Source organism: Bradyrhizobium genosp. SA-4 str. CB756, from assembly GCF_000473125.1.
Classification (GTDB): Bacteria; Pseudomonadota; Alphaproteobacteria; order Rhizobiales; family Xanthobacteraceae; genus Bradyrhizobium; species Bradyrhizobium arachidis.
The window spans coordinates 5,375,010-5,400,099 of the sequence record NZ_KI421499.1 but is presented as its reverse complement, the minus strand read 5'-3'; the positions used below and the strand labels follow the sequence as shown (position 1 = coordinate 5,400,099).

The following is a 25,090-nucleotide window of genomic DNA, read 5'->3' as shown; positions in this document are numbered from 1 at the left end:
CGTCGGCACTTTCCGCCGGGCGGAAGCGGCTGTGTCGGCAGGCTGTCAATCCGATTTCGCAAAAATATTCCACTTTACCGAAATTCGGATTTGTCGTATGTGTCGCCCATCCCGGCTCATCCTTGAGGGGCGATCGTGAGGTCGTCATGTTCGCGAGCGGGGTTTGCGGTGGACGCGGCAGCGTCGGGCGCAGTGGCCAAGGGCAGGGCGGATTGCTCTCCGTGAGCCCGAGGCTTCGCGTGGACGAACGGCGCTGTCAGGTTCGTCTCGCCTGTAAGTTTCCGGCTTTGTCGACAGGGCTGGGAAAACTGCGGCGAATAGCGGGCCGTGCGTACGGCAAAACCGTGTGGTCCTGGCCGTCGTTGCTACGGTCAAGCCTTGGCGGATGCGGCAGTCGCGTCAACCGGCGCGCTGCCGGCGACTTCTGTGAGGGCGAGGGAGGCCAGCAAGAACTCGGCTCCCGGGAGAGCACGGCATAAGCCGTCCAACCATCGCGCAGGGAAGGCCGTGTGTTGGGCTTCACCTGTATACCGCTGTGCGGTCTCCTTGCGCTACCTATTCGCGCAGCGGACCGCGGGTGCTAGCTGGCACCCGGCCTTCCCTCCCTCTTGGCTTTGAGGGTGGAATGACCAAGCAAAGCTCGGGTGACATCAGCCGCGAGGATGCGAAGGTGTGTCTGCAGCGCCGTAGTCCGTAGGATGGGTAGAGCGCAGCGAAACCCATCATGCTTCGGCGTTCACGGGAGTCGATGGGTTTCGCTCCGCTCTACCCATCCTACAAGAGCCGTTCCGAAAATTGCGATGCCGCCTCATAGCAGCGAACTCTTTGTCCATCCCGCCACCCCGAAGTGCGCGCTCCGCGGCGCAATGCGCCGTGGAGCAAGCCTCGAAGGGCGACGGCCCAGCTGCATCTCGGCCGCTCATCCTTCGAGGCTCCCCATGGGACGCGTCGCGTCCCATGCCTCGCACCTCAGGATGACGGATCTGGCAACGACGTACAGGCCAATCCCCCATCACAACCACGTGTCTTTATTCGGGAACAATCATTCCCTATTATGCCGCAATGCAAAAGACAGCCCGCCGATCCCAGCCCGCAGCCCGTCCGCCCGGACGGCCCCGGGAGTTCGACATGGATACCGCGCTCGACCGCGCCGTGCGCGTGTTTCGGGAGCGCGGCTATCATGCCACCTCGATCGGCGACCTCACAGCGGCGATGCGGCTCGCCACCGGCAGCGTCTACAAGGCGTTTCGCGACAAGCATGCGGTGTTCCTCGCCGCCTTCGAGCGCTACACGGCGCTGCGCCAGGAGCAGACCCGCAGCGCGGCGGCCGAGGGCGACAACGGCCGCGAGCGGCTGCGCAACGTGCTGCTGTCCTATGTCGCGCATTCGCAAGGCATCGAGGGGCGGCGCGGCTGCCTTGTGGTCGGCAGTGCGGTCGAACTGTCGGCGGTCGATTCCGCCGTCGCCGCCCGCGTCCGCGCCCAGCTCGAGACCAATGAAAGCTTCATCGCCGGCCTGATCCGCGAGGGCCAGGCCGACGGCTCGATTCCCGGCCATGTCGAGCCCGATGACACCGCGCGGCTGATGATCTGCATCACGCAAGGCATGCGCGTCGTCGGCAAGGCGCGCCTGCCGCTCGACGGCACCCGCATCGTCGGCATCGCGATGAAGCTGCTCGCCTGAATTTGTGTCGTATTAGGGAATGAACGTTCCCGATTGTTTGGAGACCACGTGAAATGACGATGAATGCTACGATCGAGACTGCGCCCAGGCCGGATGCGGTGTCGCAGCGACTAACCTTCGTGCTGGCCGCGGCCTGTGGCATGGTCGCCGCCAACATCTACTACGCCCAGCCGCTGATCGCCCCGATCAGCGCCGCGCTCGGCCTGTCGCACGAAGCGGCCGGGCTGATCGTCACCATGACGCAGATCGGCTACGGCGTCGGGCTGCTCTTCATCGTGCCGCTCGGCGACCTCGTCGAGAATCGCGCGCTGATCTGCTCGGTCATCACGCTCGGCGCGGCCGCGCTGCTCGCCGCTGCGTTCGCCACCCACGCGCTGCCATTCCTGATCGCCGCTTTATTCGTCGGGCTCGGCTCGGTCGCGGTGCAGATCATCATTCCCTATGCCGCGCATCTTGCGCCCGAAGCCATCCGCGGCCGCGTCGTCGGCAACGTCTCGACCGGCCTGATGCTCGGCATCATGCTGGCGCGGCCGGTGTCGAGCTTCGTCACGGCGGCCGCCTCATGGCACGCGGTGTTCTTCTGCTCGGCCGCACTGATGATCGTGCTCGCGGCGGTGCTGTGGATGACGCTGCCGAAGCGCAAGCCGGTCGCGCGCATGCATTACGGAACGCTGCTGCTCTCCATGCCGCATCTGGCCCTGACTACGCCGCTGCTCCGGCGCCGCGCCCTGTACCAGGCGAGCCTGTTCGGCTGCTTCACGCTGTTCTGGACGGTGGCGCCGCTCCAGCTCGCCAGTGAATTCGGCTTCACCCAGCGCGGCATCGCGCTGTTCGCGCTCGCCGGTGTCGCCGGTGTGTTCGCAGCTCCCATCGCGGGACGGCTCGCCGATCGCGGCCATAGCCGCATCGCGACGCGGGTCGCCATGCTGCTCGCCGCCGCCGGTTTTCTGGTGACCTATCTCGGCGCGCCCGGCTCGATGCTGAACCTCGCTTGTCTCGTCGTGGCCGCGATCGCGATCGACATCGGCGTGCAGGGCAACGTCGTGCTCGGCTTTCGCGCCATCTTCGTGCTCGGGCACGAGCACCGCAGCCGCCTCAACGGCCTTTACATGGCGACGTTCTTCGCCGCCGGCGCTGCCGGCTCGGCGGTCGGCGCCTGGGCCTTTGCGCAGGGCGGCTGGACGCTGGCATCGGCCATTGGCCTTGCCCTGCCGGTCGCGGGCCTGCTCTACGCCGCCACCGAGTAGGGCTGCGATGGTGCGATGCGTTTACCAAGCCTCGGCCGGCGCCCGAATTTCCATCTCGCGATTTCCGCAGCGCTGTAGTACTTTGGTCGCAAGCGGCCTTGGTTAACGGGCGGCAGGGGGAGGCTGATGAGGCGTGCGGGACTGTTTGGCGTACCGCGAGTACGGCCATGGTCGTGGCAGGCGTTCCTGCTCGGATTCGGCGTCGTCGCAGCGTCGGCTGCGATTCAAGGCATCTGCGTCGCGCTCGGCGCAAAGCTCTATTTCGCGGCATTCCTGCCCAGCCTGTTCGTGCTCGGCATCGTCGCAGGCGCGCCGGCGGCGGCGTTCGCGGCGCTGCTCACCGTGCCGCTGGTGTGGTGGGCGTTCATACCGCCCTTCTTCGAGTTCATGCCGCTGACCAGCGCGAATGCGGATTCCATCAACTTCTTCTGCCTGCTCGCCGTGCTCCTGATCGGCCTTGCCGATCTCTGCCGCGAGACGATGGCGATCATCAGCCGCGGCGGGCTGAAGCCGTCGGGCGAAAGCGCGGCAACGAATTCGCAATAAATCGGCGGTGCCGGATCGCGCGCGTTGCGCGTGCGCAACAGTCCGGCAACCATCCGCGAGCTTGCTGCGCGGCGCTAACTTTTCGAAAAAGATTTGGCCGCAATTTCTCCCCCGGGAATGACGAGGGAGTTTTCGATGAACGGCCAAATAAACGGTCACGCCATTTTGGAGAACGTGCGTCGCTATCGCGGCATCGCATCTCTCTATCGCCAGACCGCCGCATTCCGCCCGGGCCAGAGCTGGTCGCTGCTGGAGCAGGCGAGGGACTGGGAAGCGCGGGCGCTGTCGGAGCTGGAAACCTACTTTGCCACGCGCGTGGATTACGCCGCCCCGCTCGCGGCCTGATCGTTAACCATCGCAGCACGGAGGTCGAAAGGCGCGAACCGCATGCGAGGGATCGCAGACGCTCGCGCCATGACCGGTCAGAACCTGTAGCTCGCCTGAACGCGCACCGTGCGGCCCTGACCGGGCGAGATGTTGTTGTTGCCGTCGGCGGACGCCCAATAGCCGCGGTTGAAGATGTTCTCGACCGTGAGCTGCGCGCGCCAGTTGGCATCGATCGTGGCGTAGACGCCGGCATCGAAGCGCACGAAGCTCGGCAGGCGCACCGTATCGTCGGACGACGCAAACGAGTCGCCGAAATAGATGATGCCGAGCGCGGCCGCCCACATCGGCGTGAACTGATATTTGTTCCACCAGGCGAACTGATTGTACGGGACAAGCTGCACGCGGTTGCCGGGCACCACGGTCGCCGACGTTGCGCTCGTGATCTTCGCATCCGTATAGGCATAGCCGAGCGAGGACTGCCACTGCTCGGTGACATAGCCGACGAGGCTCGCCTCGAAGCCGCGCGTCAGCGTGCTGCCGGAGGGCAGGAAGAAGCCGGGATTGTTGCCGTCCGCGATCGGCTGGTTGGTGCGGTTGAGATTGTAGATCGCGGTGGAGAACAACAGCTTCGGATTGATGTTCCACTTCATTCCGACCTCGGTGTTCTCGAACTTCTGCGGCTGGAGGATCAGCGTGCCGTCGTTGAGTGAGGAGAACTGGTCGCCGGAGGCGGGCAAATAGGAGATGCTGTAGGCGGTGTAGACCGACATGGTCTGCATCGGCTTGAGGATCACGGCCGCCTGCGGCGACACCAGATTGTCGGTGCGGTTGCGGTTGATGTTGGTGTTCATGTCCAGCGCCGACATCTCGAAGCGGTCGAACCGAGTGCCCAGGATGAGCTGGAGCGCGCGCGAGAATTCGATGGTGTCGCGCAAGTAGCCGGATTCGACGTTCAACGCATATTTGCTGTTGGAATCCGGCGTCGTGACGCCGTCGCCATTCACGCCGGTGAAATGATGGATGAAGGTCACCGGGCCGAAATAGGTCGGTGCGAACGGGTTCTGCACGATGGTGTTGGTGCCGTTCGGGAGGATGCCGGTGTTGCGGATGTCGACGCCGGTCTGGCGGCCGAACTCGGTGCCGAAGCCAAAGGTGTGCGCGATCGGGCCGGTCCAGCCCTTGTAGGTGAAGTCGGTCTGGTTGAAGACATTGTCGCGGTTGGTGGTGTGCTGATAGGCACCGAGGTTGAACGCGGTGTCGGCCGCATTGACGGCGCCGGCGAGCGGCCGTTGGCCGGATAGACGTTCTGGTAGAATTTTTGGTAGTCGGCCGCGATGGTGCCGTTGCGCATCGAGAGCCCGTTCTGGAAATCGTGCTCGATGATCGCCATGCCGGTCTGCACCGTCGCCTGCGCCGTGTTGAGGCTGGGGCTGCCGAAGAAGGTCTGGAGATTCCCGTTCGGTGCAAACGGCGTCGTCGGGTTGAAGCGGGTGACCCCGCCGGGAAGGCTCTGCGAGGGATTGCCGCGATCGGCGGTGCGGCCGTCGTGGTAATATTCGTAGGACAGCTTGACCCTGGTGAAGTCGTCAGGCTTCAGCGTGACGGTCGGGTTGATGCCGTAGCGCTCGAGATGGTTGAAGTCGCGGAACGCATCGCTGCCCTCGTAGAACATGTTCAGCCGCGCGGCCACGTTGTCGTTGATGGCCTGCCCTGCATCGAGCGTGACGCGGCGGTCGCCCCATGATCCCGTCTGCGCACTCGCCTCGTAGATGCGCCTGCCGTCGGCCTCCTTGAGGGTGCGGTTGAGCACGCCGCCGCCGGCGCCGCGGCCGAAGGTCAGCGCGCTCGGGCCCTTCAGCACCTCGATGCTCTGGGCGTTGTACAAGTCGCGGAAGTACTGGACGTCATCGCGGAAACCGTTGACGAAGAAGTTCGCGCTGGAATCGACGCCGCGGATGACGAGCTCGTCGCGATTGCCTTCGCCCTGGTGCACAGCGACGCTCGGGACGTAGCGGGTGACGTCGGTCAGGCCCTGGTAGTTCTGGTCGCGGATCTGCTCGTGGGTGATGACGGAGAGCGATTGCGGAATGTTGACGATCGGCGTGTTGCTCTTGGTGGCAACCGAGGTGCTGTTGGCGAAATAGCCGACCGTGCCGGTGCGCGCGTCCTGCGATGGCGTGAACGGCTTCGGCTGGTCAGTCGTCTCCGGCCTCCGCGCGGTCTGGGGCCGGCGGGTCCGTGGGCCGCTCGACCGGCGCGCGGCGGGGGACGGGTTCGAGCGACCTCGCGTTTCCGGTGCGGTGACGGTGACGGGCGGGAGCGTCGCGCCTTGTGCCGGCGCGGATTGTGCGAAGGCTTGCGGGCTCACGAGAAATGCGGCCGAAATCATCAGGGCGGTGAGAATAGCGCCCGCGATGCCTGGCGCCTTGTTATCGAAAATCCGGCCTGCGGACGGCGACACCTCTGCGTTGGCTGCGATATGACTCATCGCGCCCTCCCTCAACTCTGCAAAACTCGCCCGGATTCCCCAAGGATGCGGCTGGACGCGGGGCAAGACGCATCCGTGCACGCGAAGTCACTGCGTGCATGAACACTGAGGGCGTCGAGCAATTCCTGGACATGAGATTTGAATCGTTCGAAACAATTCGAATTCCGGCGATCGGCCGGATGGGGCAGAACCCGTGGCGACTACGGAGTTCTCTCGGTGCCCGCCTGTGCTAGCAACGGCCGACCGAAATCATCTTCAAACCGGCCGGGGGGCAAGCGATGACCACCTTCAACCGCATCTTCACGACGGAGCGTCTGCTCCAGATCATCGTGGTGCTGGCGGCGACCGTCGCCATGAAGCTCATGAGCTGAGCGCCTGCGAGTTATCGTCCGCCGAACTCGGGCACGTCGGGCAGATAGTTCGAGCCTTCCGAGCCGAGAAAATCGAACATCGCCTGCGCAGGCGGCAGCAGCACCTTGTCGCTGCGGCGGATCACGTACCATTGCCGCACGATCGGCAAGCCCGCGACGTCGAGCACGATGAGGCGGCCCTCGGCGAGCTCGTGCGCGACCGTGTGGGCCGAGATGAAGGCGATGCCGAGCCCGGCGATCACCGCCTGCTTGATCGTCTCGTTGCTGCTCATCTCCATGCCGATGATCGGCTCGAGATCCGACTTCTGGAACATGCCCTCCATCAGCGTGCGCGTGCCGGAGCCCGGCTCGCGGGTGAGGAAGGTCTCGTGCACGAGGTCGGTCAGGCTGAGGCCCGAATCCTTCTCCAGCCAGTGCCCCTTGCGCGCGACGATGATGTGCGGATTGCGTCCAAGCTGACGCACGTCGACGCTGACATCGGCCGGTGGCCGACCCATCACCGCGAAATCGAGGTCGTAGCCGTGCATGGCTTCGCGAATCTCCTCGCGATTGCCGATGGTGAGCTTGATCTCGATCTTCGGATGCCGCTTCGAGAACGCAGCGATCGCATGCGGCACGAAATATTTCGCGGTCGAGACCGCGCCGAGATGCACGGTGCCGCCGGTGCGCCCGGCGAGCAGGTCGAGTGCGCCCTGGCAGTCCATGATCGCGGCCTCGACGCGTTCGGCGAGCGCCAGCACTTCCCGGCCGGCCTCCGTCAGTAGCATGCCGTCGCCGGTCCGCTGCACCAGCGGCAAGCCGGCAAGGTCCTGGAGCTGCCGCAGCTGCTGGGTCACGGCCGGCTGCGTCAGCCCCAGATGGCCGGAGGCCGCCGTGACGCTGCCCTTGGCCGAGAGCGCCGCGAGCGAGCGCAGCTGCCGGATCGTCAGATGCCGGAGCTGGGCCGCCGCATGGCCGGGGCCATTATAAGAAAATTCTTTGGCGCTCATTATGAATAGAAATTTTCCTTATTAGGCCGCCCCTGTCAATCTCCTCGTGCTGGGACTGACCGCACCGACCTCCAGCGGGGAGGGAACTGGATGCGGCGCCAGCAAGGGGATGGACGCAGATGACCGGGCAACTCAGGCTGGACGACCACCTTCAACGGTATTCCGAGACGGCGCCGCATGCGCTTGCCGTGGCGGCCGCAGTCGATGCCATCGCAGCTGCGGCGATCGAGATCGCCGACCTTATCGCGACCGGCGATCTCGCCGACGCCTCCGGCCTGACCACCGGCCGCAACAGCGACGGAGATGTCCAGCGCGACCTCGACGTGCAGGCCGATGCGATCCTGCGCCGCTGCCTTGGCAAGCTCCCGATCGCGGCGCTGGCGTCGGAGGAGATGCGCGAGCCGCAGATCGGTGACCGCGAGGCAAAGATCTGCGTCGCGATCGACCCGCTCGACGGCTCCTCCAACATCGACCTGAACATGACTGTCGGCACGATCTTCTCGATCCTGCCCGCGCCCGACGACGTCTCGCTCGCCTTCCATCAGCGCGGGTCAGCGCAACTCGCCGCCGGGTTCGTCACCTACGGTCCACAGACCTCGCTGGTGCTGACGCTCGGCGACGGCGTCGACATCTTCACGCTCGACCGCAAGGCCAATTGCTTCCGGCTCGCCCGCAGCGCCGTGCAGATCTCCGAGGCCTGCGAGGAGTTCGCGATCAACGCCTCCAACCGCCGGCACTGGGATCCGCCGGTGCGCGCCTTCGTCGACGAATGCCTCGCCGGCGTCGAAGGCCCCGCCAACCATAACTTCAACATGCGCTGGATCGGCTCGCTGGTGGCGGAGGCTTATCGCATCCTCACCCGCGGAGGCGTGTTCCTGTATCCGTCAGACGCGCGTCCCGGCTATGGCGACGGCCGCCTGCGCCTCACTTATGAGGCGCATCCGATGGCCATGATCATCGAGCAGGCCGGCGGCTCGGCCTCGACCGGGCGCGAGCGCATCCTCGATCTGTCGGCGCAAAGCTTGCATCAGCGCGTGCCGCTGATCATGGGCTCGAGCAACGAGGTGCGGCGCGTTGAGGAACTGCATTGCGACCCGCTTTTGGTTGCCAGCGTCGCCGCGCCGCTGTTCGCGCGACGCGGCTTCTTCCGGCTGTAGGAGGGCGTCCCATGTCCAGGAAGCATCCGATCATCTCCATCACCGGCTCCTCCGGCGCCGGCACCACCTCGGTCAAGAAGACCTTCGAGCAGATCTTCTTCCGCGAGAAGGTCAACGCCGTCTACATCGAGGGTGATGCCTTCCATCGCTACGACCGCGCCGAGATGCGCACGAAGATGGCCACCGAGGCCGAGCGCGGCAACAAGCATTTCAGCCATTTCAGCCCCGAGACCAATCTGTTCGAGGAGCTGGAGCGCGCGTTCCGCGACTATGGCGAGACCGGAACGGCGACGACGCGGCATTACGTGCACGACGCAGAAGAATCCGCGCTGCACGGCGCTGCACCCGGCACCTTCACCGAATGGGAACGGCTGCCGGAGAATTCAGACCTCTTGTTCTACGAGGGCCTGCACGGCGCTGTCGTCACCGACAAAGTCAATGTCGCACGTTATGCCGACCTCAAGATCGGCGTCGTGCCCGTCATCAATCTCGAATGGATCCAGAAGCTGCACCGCGATCGCAGCGCGCGCGGCTATTCGACCGAGGCCGTCACCGACACGATCCTGCGGCGGATGCCCGACTACATCCACTACATCTGCCCGCAATTCACCGAGACCGACATCAACTTCCAGCGTGTGCCGACGGTGGACACCTCCAATCCGTTCATCGCGCGCTGGATCCCGACGCCGGACGAATCGATGGTCGTGATCCGCTTCAAGAATCCGCGCGGCATCGACTTCCCTTATCTGCTCTCGATGCTGCCGCACAGCTGGATGTCCCGCGCGAACTCGATCGTGTGTCCGGGCGCGAAGCTCGATCTTGCGATGCAGCTGATCCTGACGCCGCTGATCATGCAGCTGATCGAGCGCAAGCGCAGCTTGAAGTGAACGAGGAGAGAAACCGATGAACATCTCCGTCCACGCCGAAGCCGACCTCACCGCGGTCACGCACAACGATCTCGCCAACGCCGTCCGCTTCCTTGCGGTCGACGCCATCGAGACCTCGCAGTCCGGCCATCCCGGCCTGCCCATGGGCATGGCCGATGTCGCGACCGTGCTGTTCTCTCGATTCCTCAAGTTCGACTCGGCCCATCCCAACTGGCCGGACCGCGACCGTTTCGTGCTGTCGGCGGGCCATGGTTCGATGCTGCTCTATGCGCTGCTGCATCTCACCGGCGGCGCGGTCAGCCTCGACGACATCAAGGCCTTCCGGCAATGGGGCTCGAAGACGCCGGGCCATCCCGAATATGGCCACACGCCAGGTGTCGAGACCACCACGGGTCCGCTGGGGCAGGGCATTGCGACAGCCGTCGGCATGGCGCTTGCCGAACGCATGGCCAATGCGCGGCATGGCGACGGCCTCGTCGATCACTTCACCTATGTCATCGCCGGCGACGGCTGTCTGATGGAGGGCATCAGCCAGGAGGCGATCTCGCTGGCCGGTCATCTCAAGCTCGGCCGCCTGATCGTGCTGTTCGACGACAACGGCATCTCCATCGATGGGCCGACGTCGCTTGCGACCTCGGACGATCAACTCGCACGCTTCGCCGCCTCCGGCTGGTCGGTGCGCCGCGTCGACGGACACGATCCCGAAGCCGTTGCGCAAGCGATCGCGGAAGAGCGCGAAACCGCAAACCCGTCGCTGATCGCCTGCCGCACCATCATCGGCTATGGCGCGCCTGATAGACAGGGCACCGAGAAGGCGCATGGCGCGCCGCTCGGCACCGAACAGACCGCGGCAGCGCGCCGAACCCTCGGTTGGGACTATCAGCCCTTCGTCGTGCCGATTCCCGTCGCGAAGGCGTGGCGGATGATCGGGCAGCGCGGGCAGGTCGAGCGTCTTGCCTGGCTCGATCGTTATGAAGGCGCAACGCCCGAGCAGCGCGATCTGTTCGTCGAGGGCAAAGCTGTTGCCCTGCCGAACGCCTATGCCCAGGCCTCGGCGAAATTGCGCGAGCGCTTTGCCGGCGAGCGGCCGAAGCTCGCGACGCGGCAGGCCTCGCAACAGGTGCTTGATGCCATCGCTGGAACGATTCCCGGGCTGATCGGAGGCTCTGCCGACCTGACGCATTCGAACCTGACGCACGCCAAGGCCCAAGTCCCCGTCAAGAGCGGCGCATTCGCCGGCGATTACATCCATTACGGCATCCGCGAGCACGGCATGGCGGCTGCGATGAACGGCCTCGCGCTGCATGGTGGGTTCATTCCCTATGGCGGCACCTTCCTCGCCTTCTCCGATTACAGCCGGCCCGCGATCCGCCTTGCGGCCCTGATGCGGCTGCGCGTCATCCATGTCATGACGCACGATTCCATCGGCCTCGGCGAGGACGGACCGACGCATCAGCCGGTCGAGCATCTCGCCGCGCTGCGGGTGATTCCGAACCTTCTGGTGTTCCGTCCGGCCGACGCGGTCGAGACGCTGGAAGCCTGGGACTGCGCACTTGAAGAGGAGGATCGTCCCTCCGTGCTCTGCCTGTCGCGGCAGGCGTTGCCGACCTTCCGTAGCGATGTCCGCGGCAGGAATCGGGTCGCCCGTGGCGCCTATCTCATCGTCTCGCCCGCTGGCGGGCGCGACGTCACGCTGATGGCGACCGGCTCGGAAGTGTCGATTGCGTTGGAAGCGGCCCGACTGCTCGCAACCGAGCACGTGCGTGCGGCCGTGGTCTCCGCGCCGTGCTTCGCGTTGTTCGAGGAGCAGCCGGACGATTACCGCGCTGCCGTGCTCGGCACCGCACCGCGCGTCGGCGTCGAGGCAGCAGTCGCCGGCGATTGGCATCGCTGGATCGGCAGTGACGGCGAGTTCGTCGGCATGCGCGGCTTCGGCGCCTCGGCGCCGGCTCCGGTGCTGTACCGCGAATTCGGCATCACGCCGCAAAGCGTTGCCGAAGCCGCCCGCCGGGCGATCGCCCGCGCTCGCAAGCAATAACAGGAGGATCTGTCGTGGCCCGTATCACCCTTCGCCAACTGCTCGATCATGCCGCCAATCACGGCTACGCCGTGCCGGCGTTCAACATCAACAACATGGAGCAGGGCATCGCGATCATGCAGGCGGCGGCCGAGGTCGACGCGCCCGTGATCATCCAGGCCTCGCGCGGTGCGCGCAGCTATGCAGGCGATCTCATGCTGTCGCACATGATCGACGCGCTGGAGCGGACCTATCCGGACATCCCGCTGTGCATGCACCAGGACCACGGCAATGACGAAGCGACCTGCGCCTCCGCGATCGCCCATGGCTTCACCTCTGTCATGATGGACGGCTCGCTCAAGGCCGATGCCAAGACCGCGGCGGATTACGACTACAACGTCGCGATCACGCGCCGCGTCGTCGATCTCGCCCATTGGACGGGCGCCTCGGTCGAAGGCGAGCTCGGCGTGCTTGGCTCGCTCGAGCATGGTGGCGGCGAACAGGAGGACGGCCACGGTGTCGAGGGCAAGGTCAGCCACGACCAGTTGTTGACGGATCCCGACCAGGCCGTCGACTTTGTCCGCGCCACCAAGGTTGATGCGCTCGCGATCGCGATGGGCACCTCGCACGGCGCCTACAAGTTCAGTCGCAAGCCGGATGGCGACATCCTGGCGATGCGGGTGGTCGAGGAGATTCATCGCCGGCTGCCGAACACGCATCTCGTCATGCACGGCTCCTCCTCGGTGCCGCAGCCGCTCCAGGACATGTTCAACCAGTTCGGCGGCGAGATGCCGCAGACCTGGGGCGTGCCGGTGGAGGAGATCGTCCGCGGCATCAAGAGCGGCGTGCGCAAGGTCAATATCGACACCGACTGTCGTCTGGCCATGACCGCCGTGTTTCGCAAGGTCGCGACGCAGGCGCGCTCCGAGTTCGATCCGCGCAAGTTCCTCAAGCCGGCGATGGATGCGATGCGCGAGCTCTGCCGCGATCGCTTCGAGCAGTTCGGCACCGCTGGCCATGCCAGCAGGATCAAGGTCATTCCCTTGAGCGAGATGGCGCGGCGCTACCGCGCCGGCGAGCTCGATCCGCGCATCGGCGCCCGCGAGCCGGTCGCAGCCTAATCATTCAGAGAGAGAAGAGCAGGAGAGAGCCATGAACGCACACGCAGGAACCGTCCGGGGCAAGGAAAGATATCGCTCGGGCGTGATGGAATACAAGCGCATGGGCTATTGGGAGCCCGACTATATGCCGAGGGAGACCGACGTCATCGCGCTGTTCCGCGTGACGCCGCAAGAGGGCGTCGACCCGATCGAGGCATCCGCCGCTGTCGCCGGCGAATCCTCAACAGCGACCTGGACGGTGGTGTGGACGGATCGCCTGACCGCTGCGGAGAAATACCGCGCGAAGTGCTACCGCGTCGATCCGGTGCCGGGCACTCCGGGCTCCTATTTCGCCTACATTGCCTATGACCTCGACCTGTTCGAGCCCGGCTCGATAGCCAATCTGTCGGCCTCGATCATCGGCAACGTGTTCGGCTTCAAGCCACTCAAGGCGCTCCGTCTGGAGGACATTCGCTTCCCGGTCGCCTATGTGAAGACGTTCCAGGGACCGGCGACCGGCGTCGTGGTCGAGCGCGAGCGGCTCGACAAGTTCGGCCGGCCGCTGCTGGGCGCGACGGTGAAGCCGAAGCTCGGGCTTTCGGGGCGCAACTACGGCCGCGTCGTCTACGAGGCGCTGAAGGGCGGGCTCGACTTCACCAAGGACGACGAGAACATCAACTCGCAGCCGTTCATGCACTGGCGCGATCGCTTCCTCTATTGCATGGAGGCGGTGAACCGGGCGCAGGCGGCCACGGGCGAGGTGAAGGGCACCTATCTCAACGTCACCGCGGCGACCATGGAGGACATGTACGAGCGCGCGGAATTCGCCAAGGAGCTCGGTTCGGTGATCGTCATGATCGACCTCGTGATCGGCTACACCGCGATCCAGTCCATGGCGAAATGGGCACGCCGCAACGACATGATCCTGCATCTGCATCGCGCCGGTCACTCGACCTATACGCGGCAGAAGAGCCATGGTGTGTCGTTCCGCGTCATCGCCAAATGGATGCGACTCGCCGGCGTCGATCACATCCATGCCGGCACCGTGGTCGGCAAGCTCGAAGGCGATCCCAACACCACGCGCGGCTATTACGACGTCTGCCGCGAGGACTTCAACCCGATGAAGCTCGAGCATGGCCTGTTCTTCGACCAGTCGTGGGCGAGCCTCAACAAGATGATGCCGGTGGCCTCAGGCGGCATCCATGCCGGGCAGATGCATCAGCTGCTCGATCTCCTCGGCGAGGACGTCGTGCTGCAATTCGGCGGCGGCACCATCGGCCATCCCATGGGCATCGCCGCCGGCGCGATTGCCAACCGCGTGGCGCTGGAGGCGATGATCCTCGCCCGTAACGAGGGGCGCGACTACGTCCATGAAGGCCCGGAGATCCTGGCGAAGGCGGCGCAGACCTGCACGCCGCTGAAGTCCGCGCTCGAGGTCTGGAAGGACGTCACCTTCAATTATCAATCCACCGACACGCCGGACTTCGTGCCGACGGCGCTGGAAACCGTCTGAGGAGATTTGACATGAAACTGACCCAGGGCTGCTTCTCGTTCCTGCCTGATCTCACCGACGACCAGATCTACAAGCAGGTGCAGTATTGCCTCACGAACGGCTGGGCGGTGAACATCGAGTTCACCGACGATCCGCACCCCCGCAGCACCTATTGGGAGATGTGGGGCCTGCCGATGTTCGATCTCCAGGACGCAGCCGGCGTGATGATGGAGCTCGCCGAATGCCGCCGGGTGTATGGCGACCGCTACATCCGCATCAGCGGTTTCGACTCGAGCCACGGTTGGGAGTCGGTGCGGATCTCGTTCATCGTCAATCGGCCGCCGAAAGAGGCGGAGTTCGAGCTGGTGCGGCAGGAGGTGGGCGGACGCGCCATCCGCTACACCACCGTGCGAAAGCTCGCCGCGCACGCTTCTCAATAACCATTCTCGTTCCGCGCGGAGCACTCCCTGCTCCGTTTCCTTGGCGGACCACTGCTTCGCCGCATCCCCCCCGCGGCGAAGCTCTTTTCTTCGAGGGTAGCTATGCTGGATGTCCTCCACGCCACGACGACCGAGCCCGGTGAGACGAGTTTCGATCTTCGCAAGGAAGCGGAAGCCGCCGGGATCACCGACACGCTGCAACAGCTCGAGCAGGAGTTGATCGGGCTCAAGCCGGTAAAGAACCGTGTGCGCCAGATCGCCTCGCTGCTGCTGATCGAGCGCATCCGGCAGCGCGCGGGCCTCGCCGCCGCGCCGCCGACGCTGCACATGTCGTTCACCGGCAATCCCGGCACCGGCAAGACGACGGTGGCGCTGCGTATGGCGAAGATTCTGCACGGGCTCGGCTTCGTGCGGCGCGGGCAGGTGATCTCGGTGACGCGCGACGATCTCGTCGGCCAATATATCGGCCACACCGCGCCGAAGACCAAGGAGATCCTGAAGAAAGCGATGGGCGGCGTGCTCTTCATCGACGAGGCCTATTACCTGCACCGGCCCGACAACGAGCGCGACTACGGCCAGGAGGCGATCGAGATCCTGCTCCAGGTGATGGAGAACCAGCGCGAGGATCTCGTCGTGATCCTCGCCGGCTATGGCGAGCGGATGACGAGCTTTTTCGCCTCCAATCCCGGCTTCCGTTCGCGCATCGCTCACCACATCGAATTCCCTGATTATGCCGAATCCGAGCTGCTCGTTATCGCCGAGCTGATGCTGAAGGAGCGCGGCTATCGCTTCTCGGCGGCCGCACGGGAAGCATTCGAGAAATACATTGCGCTGCGCCGGACCCAGCCGTTCTTCTCCAATGCGCGCTCGATCCGCAATGCCGTCGACCGCATCCGCCTGCGTCAGGCCGATCGCCTGGTGTCCGATCTTGACCGCATGCTCGATGTCGCCGATCTCGAAACCGTCGATGCCGCCGATGTGCTGGCGAGCCGCGTCTTCAGCGGCGGGGCCGACGCGCGGAGTGCAAAACAATGACCAAGCAGATCATCATCGCTCCCTCCATCCTGGCGGCTGATTTCGCCCGCCTCGGCGAGGAGATCGCGGCGATTGACGCAGCCGGTGCCGATTGGATCCATTGCGATGTGATGGACGGACATTTCGTGCCGAACATCAGCTTTGGCGCCGACGTCATCAAGGCGATCCGGCCGGTGACGTCGAAGATCTTCGACGTTCATCTGATGATCGCGCCTGTTGATCCGTACCTTGAGGCGTTCGCCAAGGCCGGTGCTGACGTCATCACCGTCCATGCCGAGGCAGGTCCGCATCTCGACCGCTCGCTCCAGGCAATCCGCGCGCTCGGCAAGAAGGCGGGCGTCAGCCTGTGCCCGGCGACGCCAGAGAGTGCGATCGAATATGTGCTGGATCGTCTCGACCTTGTGCTGGTGATGACGGTCAATCCTGGTTTCGGCGGCCAATCCTTTCTCGAATCCCAGATCGGGAAGATCAGGCGTATTCGCAGCATGATCGGCGACCGGCCGATCCGGCTCGAGGTCGATGGCGGCGTCACGCGCGACAATGCTGCTGCCGTCGCCGCCGCGGGCGCCGATACGCTGGTCGCGGGTTCGGCGGTGTTCCGCGGCAAGAGCCGCGCCGATTATGCCGCCAACATTTCGGCCATTCGCGCCGCTGCGGAAGCCGGTGGGGTTCCGAAGTTGCAGGATATTTCCGCGCAGCCGATGCGCGCCGGAGAGGGCGCGCTCATTCGGTAGACTACGGACGGGACGCGTGGCGATGTTGCTGTGGTCCCCTTTGTGCGAAGGCATGCCACTTTTCTCCGGGGTTCTACGGAGGATGCCGCACAAACTGATCGGTTCTTTTCAGGCCGGGGTAACCAACGCGGCCGGGGCGCGAGTTCGATTAACGCCCGCGCAATGTTAAGCGCCTCAATCTGCGGTTTAGGAACGCTATGAGAGCGCGGGGATGCGGAACGCAGATATTTGCGGGCATGAGGCCTGCACGCGGCGCGGAGCGATGGCATGATGCACCGCTTGTTCGCCGAGCAGCTCCGCTGCGCCACCGATGCTGCCGGACAGGTCGATCTCGTCAAGCTGGGCGAGCTCGTCAGCGCGGCTTACGAGGCCAGTGATCGCGGCCGCCAGAGAATGACGGATGTGCGCGGGCACACCCATGACGAGGTCGAGCAGGATCTGCTGCGGACCCAGGAATTCCTCGACACCATCGTCGAGAACATCCCGATCGCCGTGTTCGCGAAGTGCGCAAAGGATTCGCGCTACATCCTGCTCAACCGCGCCGGCGAGAATTATTACGGCGTGCCGCGCGAGCAGATGCTGGGCAGGACTCCCGAGGAGATCTTCCCGGCCGACGTCGCCCGCATGGTCAACGAGCAGGACCGGCGGGTGGTCGCCAGCGGCATGCCGATGTTCCTGGAGGAGTACCTGCTCGAAGTCGGCGTCAAGGGCCACGACCGCGTCGTGAATTCGCGCAAGATGCTGATCACGGACGGCGCGGGTGAGCCGCAATATCTGGTCGGCGTGATCGAGGACGTCACCGAGCGGGTCAACACGCAGCAACGCATCAGCCATCTCGCACATCACGACGTGCTGACCGATCTGCCCAACCGCAGCGCATTCAACGTTGCGCTGGCGGAGCAGCTGGAACGGGCGCAGGACGCTTCGACCAGCTTTGCGGTGCTGAGCCTCGATCACGACCGCTTCAAGGAAGTCAACGACGTGTTCGGCCACCCCGTTGGCGACATGCTGATGCGGGCGGCGGCGGACCGTCTTGCGGCGGAGGCCGACGGCGCCTTCATCGCCCGCGTCGGCGGCGACGAGTTCATGATCCTGCTGCCGGACGATGCGTGCCGGGACGCGGTGCTGGCGCTCGCCGAACGTCTGGTCGAGGCGATCGGCACCGAGCTCGAGGTCGACGATTATCTCTCCCATGTCGGGCTCAGCGTCGGCATCGCGGTCTACCCCGATGACGGCGTGGATGCGGCGACGCTGCTCGCCAACGCCGATTCCGCGCTCTATCGCGCCAAGCGCGAGGGCAGGGCCCGGGTCCGCTTCTTCGAATCCGAGATGGATCAGGAGCTGCGCGACCGCAGGCTGTTGCAGCACGATCTGCGCCAGGCGCTGGAGCAGAACCAGCTCCTCGTCCACTTCCAGCCGCAGGCCCGGATGGACGGCGAGGTCGTTGGCTTCGAGGCGCTGCTGCGCTGGAACCACCCGACGCGCGGCTTCGTGGCGCCGGACCAGTTCATTCCGCTCGCCGAGGAGAACGGGCTGATCATCCAGATCGGCGAATGGATCCTGCGCGAAGCGTGCCGCGAGGCGGTGTCGTGGCCGCGGCCGCTGCCGGTCGCAGTCAATCTGTCGCCGGTCCAGTTCCAGGCCGGCGACCTCGAACGCTCGATCCACCAGATCCTGCTGGAGACGGGGCTCGCGCCAACGCGGCTCGAGGTCGAGATCACCGAGGGTGTGCTGATCGGCGATTTTACCCGCGCGCTGAATCTGCTGCGGCGTTTGAAGGCGCTCGGCATCCGCATCGCCATGGACGATTTCGGCACCGGCTATTCGTCGTTGTCCTATCTCCAGTCGTTTCCGTTCGACAAGATCAGGATCGACCGCAGCTTCATCTCCAATCTCGAGGCGAGTCCGCAATCGGCCGAGATCGTCCGCGCGGTCCTCAGCCTTGCGCGCGCCCTGAACATTCCTGTCGTCGCCGAAGGGGTGGAGACGGAAGCACAGTGTGCCTTCCTGGCGGGGGAAGCTTGCGACGAGATGCAGGGCTACCTCATCGGCCGGCCCGAACCGATCGAACGGTATCTCGATCTGATCGGCATCACCGTCGAGCGCCGCCGCTACGCCTGAGGCCTTGCGAGTTCCCCCGGTTCTGCGCCAGGAACCAATCTTCGCTTGCGGATTTCTGAAAAGTTAACTTTGATGAGGCCGGCCGTGCGCGCAGCAAATCTGTTGCACGGCCGCCATCGGCCTGACGCAAATCAGGGCAATAAGCCCAGTGAATGCGAGGGAGGGTCTCATGGAGAACGTACGTCGCTACCGGGCACTAGCGTCCCTCTGTCGTCAGCAGGCGGCTTACCGGCCGCTCCAGACCTGGGAACTCCTCGGCCAGGCCGAGCATTTCGAACATCTCGCCGAGACCGAGCTGAAGGCGCATTTCGACGCCTGCAATGCACAACGCGACGAGGACGCCGCCGCGGCCGCAGCGTGGGAGACTCACGTCGCGGCGTGAAGGCAGCCGGCCGGCGAGCGGTCAGAGTAGACCGCGGCTCTCGGCACTCTCGAGTTCGTCCATGAGTGCCTTGTTCTCGTAGCGCGCGAGCGAGAGGACGCCGGCAAAGGCGGGTGTCGGCGCGCCGACCACGGCGCGCGCACAGAGATCGCCGGCGGCGCAGGCTGACATCGTTCCATAGCCCGACAATGCGGCCGTGAGGAATACACCTGCAGTCTTGGCCGCGCCGATCAGTGGCCAGTTTTCCTTCGTCATCGGATAGAAGCCGCCGTAATGCACGCGGTCGCGGGGCAGGGCACCAAGATATTGCCCGAGCGCGGGCTGGAGCCGGCTTGCGGCGCGAAGCACAATCTCAGGGAAGTAAGGATTGAGCTCCGGCTCGCGCGTGGGCTCTGATGGCTCCGAGTTGAAGGCCCAGCCAAGCTTGATCCATTGGCCGTGGTCGCCGCCGTCGGGGCGGCAGTGAATGCTGCCCGGCATCGGCTCCAGCAACCGGGCGAGGTCCGGGTCGGCCGCCAGCGCCTCACGTTCCTCCGGCGACCAGGCCAGCGTCTGGCCGTCGAGGTCGATTGCAAAGGGCATCTTGCGATCGACCGCGCGATGGCGGTCGACGAAGGCGATCTTCTGCTGAAGCACGTTGTGCATCGGCAGCTTTTCGCCGTGCATCGCAGAAATGTGCGCCGCAAACGGGCCTGCCGCATTGACGATGATATCGGCCTTGAGGGTCTGGCGCTCGCCGTCGGCGACGACGTCGACCTGAAACCGGTCGGCCTTGGCGATGCCCACCACGCGCGCCTGCTGAAATTGGACCGCCAACGGTCGCATCGTCTCCAGCATGTACTGGCCGAGCTGTTGGCCGCTGATGTCGCCGGCCCGGCGGATGTGAAGCGCGGTCGCGGCCTCCTTGTCGAAGGCGGGATAATAGCGCTGGATCAGGTCGCGGCCGCGCAGCACATCGACGCCGTCGGGTGCGGTCTGCCAGTCCACCGAGAGCGGCGGCGAATAGGTCTGACTGGTGCCCTCATGCTGGCGGATCAGTTTCGAGGCCGCGGCGCCGTAGCCGGCATGCAACTGACGGAGCAGCTCGTCCGGACTGTCGTCGCGGGTCACGAGGAGGTAGCCGCGCCGCGTCATGTGGATGCGATTATCCGTGCGGCGCGCGACGTCCTCCATCAGGTCCGAGCTGTGGTCGGTAAACGCGGCCATGGTCGGATGCGGCCACCAGTTGCGATAGTTCTCGCCTGACTGCGCCGACGTCAGCGCCATCGGCTGGCCTTGATCGACGATCAGGAGGCGCGAGCGCTTGTGCTCGACGGCGAGGTAGTAAGCGGTGGCAAGGCCCGCCATGCCGGCGCCAATGACCAGGATTTCGACGTCGTTCGTCTTCAAGCGTACTCTCCGTTGGCTCGCGGGACAGATGATCCCCCGGGATCAGTCGGTCTCGTCCCGTGATGCGAGACGCTGCGCCGATCGCAGCGTCTTCTGCGTCTGAACGATGTGCTCGCGCAGCAGGCGCACGGCCTTCTCGACCTCGCCGTCGCGGCAATATTCGAGCAGCTGGTAATGCTCGCGCTGGGGCCGTTCCTTGCCGGTCGCACGCGACACGAGGGTGCGGGTGAAGCGGCTCACATGGCCGTAATTGGCCTCGATCATCGCGAGCAGGCGAGGGCGATTGCAGGGGGCGTAGAGCGCCTTGTGGAAGCGCCAGTTGAACGCGCCCCATTGCTCCGGATCGGGCTCCGCGTCGTAGGAACGCAGGATCTTTCTGGTGTCGTCGAGATCGATATCGCCCATCGCCGGAATGGCGAGCCGCAATGCGTGGCATTCGAGTGCGATGCGGATTTCGAGCAGCTCGACGACCTCGTCGATGGAGAGATCGGAGACGACCGCGCCCCGGTTGGGCAGGAACGTCACGAAGCCTTCCGCTTCAAGCTGGCGCAGCGCTTCCCTGACGGGAATGCGGCTGGTCCCGAACTTCTCCGCGAGCTCGTCCTGACGAAGCTGGATGCCGGGCGCGAGCTCGCCTGCACTGATCGCGCGGCGCAGCGCCTCGCGCACGGCATCAGGCGTGGAGCCGTGACCGCCGCCACTGCGCTGCTTTGCCACTGCTCCCGATTTCATCCGGCACCCTGTCGCGGTTGGCTTGACCCAGATTGTATAAAATCTGTTTGCGGATTATGCAATACGGCGTATAAAATATTGAGAGATTGTATCCAAACTAGGAGTGGCGTGATGAAGGACCTGTGGTATTCGCTGATGTTTTTGACCGCGCTGACGGCGCCCGCGCAGGCTCAGACGCCGGGCGGGACGCTGGCGAAGATCAAGGATGTCGGCGAGATCCGGCTCGGCCATCGCGACGTCTCGGTCCCGTTCTCCTATCTCGACCAGAACCAGAAGCCGGTCGGCTTTGCGATGGATCTCTGCGTGCGGATCGTCGATGCGGTGAAGGACGAGCTCAAGCTGCCGGCACTTCAGACCAGGCTGCAGCCGATCCAGCTCAGCACGCAGATTCCGTTGATCGAGAACGGAACCATCGACATCGTCTGCGGTCCCGCCACCAACACGCTGGAGCGCCAGAAGGTGGTGGCCTTCAGCAATACCATCTTCGTCTCGAGCATTCGCGCTGTGGTCCGGAAGGATGCGCCGATCAAGACGTTCGAGGATCTCAAGGACAAGCCGGTCGCGCTCACCACCGGCTCGACGTCGATCACGCTGTTGCTGGCACGCAGCCAGGAGAAGAATTTCGGCTTCAAGCAGGTGCTGTCGCCGGACCATGCCGCGTCGTTCCTGGCGCTCACGACCGGCCGCAGCGACGCCTTCGTCATGGACGACATCCTGCTCGCGGGACTCATCGCCAGCAGCCAGACGCCGGACAATTGGCGGATCATCGACGACAGCCTGCGCACCGAGCCTTACGGGCTGATCATCCGCAAGGGCGATCCAGAGTTCAAGGCATTGATCGACAAGACGCTGGTCGCCATGATGAAGCGCGGCGAGTTCGCGGAACTCTACGCGAAATGGTTCACAAAACCCATTCCGCCCAAGAATGTGAACCTGAACTTCCCGATGCCGACGCCGCTCAAGGATGCGGTCGCCAATCCGAACGACAAGGGCGTGTGATCGCTCGACGGCATGGTGCAGCTCTTCTGCTGCGCCGTTCTTTGCCAAGATTTAATCGGACGGACGGGACGTCGTAAGGTGACGATGTCCATGTTGGGTTCAAGGCGACTTACCCAACATGGACATTTCGACATGAACGATCGCGTCAATTCCGACACCCCCCGCAAAATCCTGAAGCCGCGCCGCCTCGCGCTGCTCGGCACCGTGGCCGCGCTCGGCGTGGCCGTGCTCGCTGCCTCTCCCGTTTCCTCGCAATTCGGCGTCAACTCCTTCGTCGCGCCGGCCCAGGCCGCGGAAGGCGCCGCGACGCCGCAGGGCTTCGGTGATCTCGTTGCCAAGGTCAAACCCGCCGTCATCTCGGTGCGGGTCAAGATCGACCAGGACAACGACAAGAGCGCGATGATGCAGCAGAACCGGATGGATTCGGACGAGGATTCGCCGTTCGACCAGTTCTCGCGGCAGTTCGGTTTCCGCGGCCCCGGCATGAACGGCATGCCGCGCCAGCGCCACCAGGTCATCACCGGCGAAGGCTCCGGCTTCTTCATCTCCGCCGACGGCTATGCCGTGACCAACAACCACGTCGTCGACCATGCCGAATCCGTGCAGGTGACGATGGATGACGGCACGGTCTACACTGCGAAGGTGGTCGGCACGGATCCGAAGACCGATCTCGCGCTGATCAAGGTCGACGGCAAGAAGGACTTCCCGTTCGTCAAGTTCTCCGACCAGAAGCCGCGCATCGGCGACTGGGTGGTCGCGGTCGGCAATCCCTTCGGCCTCGGCGGCACCGTCACGGCCGGCATCGTCTCGGCCAGCGGCCGCGACATCGGCAACGGCCCCTATGACGACTTCATCCAGATCGACGCGCCCATCAACAAGGGCAACTCCGGCGGTCCGGCCTTCGACATGAGCGGCAACGTGATCGGCGTGAACACCGCGATCTTCTCGCCCTCCGGCGGCTCGGTCGGCATCGGCTTCGACATTCCGGCCTCGACCGCGAAGCTCGTCGTCGCGCAGCTCAAGGACAAGGGTGCGGTGACGCGCGGCTGGCTCGGCGTGCAGGTGCAGCCGGTGACGTCGGACATTGCCGACAGCCTCGGCCTCAAGGAAGCGCGCGGCGCGATCGTCGACAATCCGCAGGACGGCAGCCCGGCGGCGAAGGCCGGCATCGAGGCCGGCGACGTCATCACCGCCGTCAACGGCACCGCGATCAAGGACTCCCGCGATCTCGCCCGCACCATCGCCACGCTGGCGCCCGGCACCTCGGTGAAGCTCGACGTCTTCCACAAGGGCGCAGCCAAGACGGTGACGCTCGCGCTCGGCGAGCTGCCGAACGAGCGGCAGGCCCAAGGCAAGACCGGCGAGGGCAAGGTGCAGCCGGACGCCGGCACGCCGCGCCTCGGGCTGAGCCTGGCTCCGGCCGGCGAGGTGCAGGGCGCCGGCCAGAAGGGCGTCGTCGTCACCGAGGTCGATCCGCAAGGGCCTGCGGCGCAGCGCGGCATCCAGACCGGCGACGTCATCCTCAATGTCGGCGGCAAGGCCGTTGCCAATGTCGGCGACGTCCGCTCGGAGCTGGCGCAGGCGAAGTCCTCCGGCAAGCGCAGCGTGCTGTTGCAGGTCAAGAGCGCGGAGGCGACCCGCTTCGTCGCGGTGCCGCTCGCGTAAGGCGAACGTCGACCGAACCAAATCCAAAGGCGGCCCTTGGGGCCGCCTTTTCTGTTCGCCTTCAGAATTACCGCGGGATATCTGATAACATTCTCGTTAACGGCAGGGACGATGACCCGGTTCGTCCGAAAAAGCCGTGTTCGCTGATCACTGTTCCGAGTCGTATATTTGCTTGGCGGCAACGGAGCCGCCGAGCCAGTTGCAAGCGTGGACCTTCGAACTGCCAGCCGCTTTTTGGAACCGGCCGGTGGTTCGCATTTGATCGGTGCCGAACATGGATCGATTGAAGCTCTCGCTGAGGCGTGCGTTGCTTGTGGCGCCATTGGTGCTGTGGAGCGGAAACGCCCTCGGGCGTGATGACGGCCGTTACGCCGACTCCCCCCTCAAGCCATGGTTCGACAGCCTGCGCAGCCATCTTGGCCCGTGCTGTTCGGATGCGGATGGTTTTGCCGTTGCCGATCCCGACTGGGAGTCGCACAACGGGCATTATCGCGTGCGTCTCGACGGGCAGTGGGTCGAGGTGCCGGATGAAGCCGTCATCACCGAGCCGAACCGGGCCGGCCGCACCATGGTGTGGCCGGTGAAGACCGCGTTCGGGATTTCGATCCGCTGCTTCATGCCCGGCAGCATGATCTGACACGGATCGGCGCGAGCGCTAGGAGGATTTGCGCTTCGACGACCTCTTGGATGATTTCCTGGATGACTTCTTAGACGTCTTCCTGGACGTCTTTTTCTTGGACGTCTTGCGCTTCGATGCCTTCTTCGGGACTTTCTTGCCCTTCTTGCGCGCCTTCGACAGTCCGATCGCGATCGCCTGCTTGCGGCTCTTCACGCGCCCGCCACGACCGCCGCGTCCGCTCTTCGCGGTGCCCTTCTTGTAGCGCCGCATCTCGCTCTCGACATCGCTGCCGGCGCTACGCGAGTAACGGCGTTTCTTTGCCTTGCGTGCCATGCATTCTCTCCCTTGGCCGGGGAAAAACCATTGGACACAAGCATGGTTCCCAAAGCGCGGAACGTTCCGGCTGCCTAGAAAGAATTCGCGAGCTCGATCTCCGCCTCCAGCGCGCGGATGCGGCGCGCAGCTTCAGCGGAGGACAGATCCCGATCGTATTGCGCCGGCTGGTAGGCCTCCTCGCTGAGCCGCTTCAGCCTCAGCCCCTGCGCGCGGGTCATCTCCATGAGAAAAGCCTTTGCGTCGTATTTACCCTGAACCTGCATGTCGCTGCTCCATCCTGAATTCGTGACTTGACTATATGTTCTTATTTTGTTCTAACAAGCCATGGACAACA

At 64.8% G+C, this 25,090-nt stretch carries 23 protein-coding genes and 1 pseudogene; 17 read left to right on the top strand and 7 right to left on the bottom strand.

Going from position 1 to position 25,090, the window contains the following annotated elements; translation table 11 throughout:
• Nucleotides 1-1,062: 1,062 nt before the first annotated feature.
• From BRAGE_RS0126300 to BRAGE_RS0126285, 4 genes are all read left to right on the top strand, one after another.
• A complete protein-coding gene (locus tag BRAGE_RS0126300; protein WP_035730079.1) occupies nucleotides 1,063-1,683 on the top strand; it encodes a TetR/AcrR family transcriptional regulator in 621 nt (206 codons plus the stop codon).
• 53 nt (nucleotides 1,684-1,736) lie between these two features.
• Complete coding sequence (locus BRAGE_RS0126295) at nucleotides 1,737-2,930, top strand: MFS transporter (RefSeq protein ID WP_027558220.1); 1,194 nt, start codon at nucleotides 1,737-1,739, stop codon at nucleotides 2,928-2,930.
• A 126-nt stretch (nucleotides 2,931-3,056) separates the two neighbouring features.
• On the top strand, nucleotides 3,057-3,476 hold the full coding sequence (locus tag BRAGE_RS0126290) for a hypothetical protein (RefSeq protein WP_027558221.1): 420 nt from the start codon (nucleotides 3,057-3,059) through the stop codon (nucleotides 3,474-3,476).
• Between the two features lie 135 nt (nucleotides 3,477-3,611).
• Complete coding sequence (locus tag BRAGE_RS0126285; protein ID WP_027558222.1) at nucleotides 3,612-3,821, top strand: hypothetical protein; 210 nt, start codon at nucleotides 3,612-3,614, stop codon at nucleotides 3,819-3,821.
• Nucleotides 3,822-3,898: 77 nt separating this feature from the next.
• On the opposite strand, the gene BRAGE_RS56915 is transcribed toward BRAGE_RS0126285, so the two are convergent.
• From BRAGE_RS56915 to BRAGE_RS0126270, 3 genes and pseudogenes are all read right to left on the bottom strand, one after another.
• On the bottom strand, nucleotides 3,899-5,119 hold the full coding sequence (locus BRAGE_RS56915; RefSeq protein WP_245161745.1) for a TonB-dependent receptor: 1,221 nt from the start codon (nucleotides 5,117-5,119) through the stop codon (nucleotides 3,899-3,901).
• 551 nt (nucleotides 5,120-5,670) lie between these two features.
• Nucleotides 5,671-6,192 (bottom strand): annotated as a pseudogene (locus BRAGE_RS56910) (TonB-dependent receptor plug domain-containing protein); the annotation flags it as partial.
• A 481-nt stretch (nucleotides 6,193-6,673) separates the two neighbouring features.
• A complete protein-coding gene (locus tag BRAGE_RS0126270; RefSeq protein ID WP_027558224.1) occupies nucleotides 6,674-7,651 on the bottom strand; it encodes a LysR family transcriptional regulator in 978 nt (325 codons plus the stop codon).
• Nucleotides 7,652-7,770: 119 nt separating this feature from the next.
• On the opposite strand from BRAGE_RS0126270, the gene BRAGE_RS0126265 reads away from it, so the two are divergent.
• From BRAGE_RS0126265 to BRAGE_RS0126220, 10 genes are all read left to right on the top strand, one after another.
• The gene (locus BRAGE_RS0126265; RefSeq protein ID WP_027558225.1) at nucleotides 7,771-8,808 is read left to right on the top strand and encodes a class 1 fructose-bisphosphatase; all 1,038 of its coding nucleotides are present in this window, start codon (nucleotides 7,771-7,773) and stop codon (nucleotides 8,806-8,808) included.
• Nucleotides 8,809-8,819: 11 nt separating this feature from the next.
• The gene (locus BRAGE_RS0126260) at nucleotides 8,820-9,695 is read left to right on the top strand and encodes a phosphoribulokinase (RefSeq protein ID WP_027558226.1); all 876 of its coding nucleotides are present in this window, start codon (nucleotides 8,820-8,822) and stop codon (nucleotides 9,693-9,695) included.
• A 16-nt stretch (nucleotides 9,696-9,711) separates the two neighbouring features.
• Nucleotides 9,712-11,733, top strand: a complete 2,022-nt coding sequence (tkt, locus tag BRAGE_RS0126255; RefSeq protein WP_027558227.1) for a transketolase — start codon at nucleotides 9,712-9,714, stop codon at nucleotides 11,731-11,733.
• A 14-nt stretch (nucleotides 11,734-11,747) separates the two neighbouring features.
• Complete coding sequence (gene fba, locus BRAGE_RS0126250) at nucleotides 11,748-12,833, top strand: class II fructose-bisphosphate aldolase (protein ID WP_027558228.1); 1,086 nt, start codon at nucleotides 11,748-11,750, stop codon at nucleotides 12,831-12,833.
• A 31-nt stretch (nucleotides 12,834-12,864) separates the two neighbouring features.
• Nucleotides 12,865-14,325 carry a form I ribulose bisphosphate carboxylase large subunit gene (locus tag BRAGE_RS0126245; protein WP_027558229.1) on the top strand — a complete coding sequence of 487 codons (1,461 nt, stop codon included), beginning with the start codon at nucleotides 12,865-12,867 and terminating at the stop codon, nucleotides 14,323-14,325.
• 11 nt (nucleotides 14,326-14,336) lie between these two features.
• On the top strand, nucleotides 14,337-14,744 hold the full coding sequence (locus BRAGE_RS0126240) for a ribulose bisphosphate carboxylase small subunit (RefSeq protein WP_027558230.1): 408 nt from the start codon (nucleotides 14,337-14,339) through the stop codon (nucleotides 14,742-14,744).
• Nucleotides 14,745-14,846: 102 nt separating this feature from the next.
• On the top strand, nucleotides 14,847-15,779 hold the full coding sequence (cbbX, locus tag BRAGE_RS0126235) for a CbbX protein (RefSeq protein WP_027558231.1): 933 nt from the start codon (nucleotides 14,847-14,849) through the stop codon (nucleotides 15,777-15,779).
• The gene (gene rpe / locus BRAGE_RS0126230; protein WP_027558232.1) at nucleotides 15,776-16,513 is read left to right on the top strand and encodes a ribulose-phosphate 3-epimerase; all 738 of its coding nucleotides are present in this window, start codon (nucleotides 15,776-15,778) and stop codon (nucleotides 16,511-16,513) included. Before cbbX ends, rpe begins: the two co-directional genes overlap by 4 nt.
• Before the next feature lie 267 nt (nucleotides 16,514-16,780).
• Nucleotides 16,781-18,634 carry a putative bifunctional diguanylate cyclase/phosphodiesterase gene (locus BRAGE_RS0126225; protein WP_035730076.1) on the top strand — a complete coding sequence of 618 codons (1,854 nt, stop codon included), beginning with the start codon at nucleotides 16,781-16,783 and terminating at the stop codon, nucleotides 18,632-18,634.
• A 169-nt stretch (nucleotides 18,635-18,803) separates the two neighbouring features.
• Nucleotides 18,804-19,016, top strand: a complete 213-nt coding sequence (locus tag BRAGE_RS0126220; RefSeq protein WP_027558234.1) for a hypothetical protein — start codon at nucleotides 18,804-18,806, stop codon at nucleotides 19,014-19,016.
• Between the two features lie 21 nt (nucleotides 19,017-19,037).
• On the opposite strand, the gene BRAGE_RS0126215 is transcribed toward BRAGE_RS0126220, so the two are convergent.
• Together BRAGE_RS0126215 and BRAGE_RS0126210 are read right to left on the bottom strand one after the other, a co-directional pair.
• Nucleotides 19,038-20,405 (bottom strand): NAD(P)/FAD-dependent oxidoreductase, encoded by a 1,368-nt coding sequence (locus tag BRAGE_RS0126215; RefSeq protein ID WP_027558235.1) that lies wholly within the window; start codon nucleotides 20,403-20,405, stop codon nucleotides 19,038-19,040.
• Between the two features lie 42 nt (nucleotides 20,406-20,447).
• Nucleotides 20,448-21,137: a GntR family transcriptional regulator gene (locus BRAGE_RS0126210; RefSeq protein WP_027558236.1), complete on the bottom strand. Its 690-nt coding sequence runs from the start codon at nucleotides 21,135-21,137 to the stop codon at nucleotides 20,448-20,450.
• A 111-nt stretch (nucleotides 21,138-21,248) separates the two neighbouring features.
• Here BRAGE_RS0126210 and BRAGE_RS0126205 point away from each other — a divergent pair, with 111 nt between their 5' ends.
• From BRAGE_RS0126205 to BRAGE_RS0126190, 3 genes are all read left to right on the top strand, one after another.
• Nucleotides 21,249-22,136 (top strand): transporter substrate-binding domain-containing protein, encoded by an 888-nt coding sequence (locus BRAGE_RS0126205; protein WP_027558237.1) that lies wholly within the window; start codon nucleotides 21,249-21,251, stop codon nucleotides 22,134-22,136.
• A gap of 132 nt (nucleotides 22,137-22,268) precedes the next feature.
• Entirely contained in the window at nucleotides 22,269-23,801 is a 1,533-nt protein-coding gene (locus tag BRAGE_RS0126200; RefSeq protein WP_027558238.1) for a Do family serine endopeptidase, read from the top strand.
• 274 nt (nucleotides 23,802-24,075) lie between these two features.
• Nucleotides 24,076-24,438, top strand: coding sequence for a hypothetical protein (locus tag BRAGE_RS0126190; protein ID WP_027558239.1), 363 nt, complete (start codon nucleotides 24,076-24,078; stop codon nucleotides 24,436-24,438).
• Nucleotides 24,439-24,456: 18 nt separating this feature from the next.
• Here BRAGE_RS0126190 and BRAGE_RS0126185 read toward each other — a convergent pair whose 3' ends face one another.
• Nucleotides 24,457-24,753 (bottom strand): DUF6496 domain-containing protein, encoded by a 297-nt coding sequence (locus tag BRAGE_RS0126185; RefSeq protein ID WP_027558240.1) that lies wholly within the window; start codon nucleotides 24,751-24,753, stop codon nucleotides 24,457-24,459.
• 74 nt (nucleotides 24,754-24,827) lie between these two features.
• Entirely contained in the window at nucleotides 24,828-25,019 is a 192-nt protein-coding gene (locus BRAGE_RS0126180) for a DUF3072 domain-containing protein (RefSeq protein WP_027558241.1), read from the bottom strand.
• Between the last annotated feature and the right edge of the window lie 71 nt (nucleotides 25,020-25,090).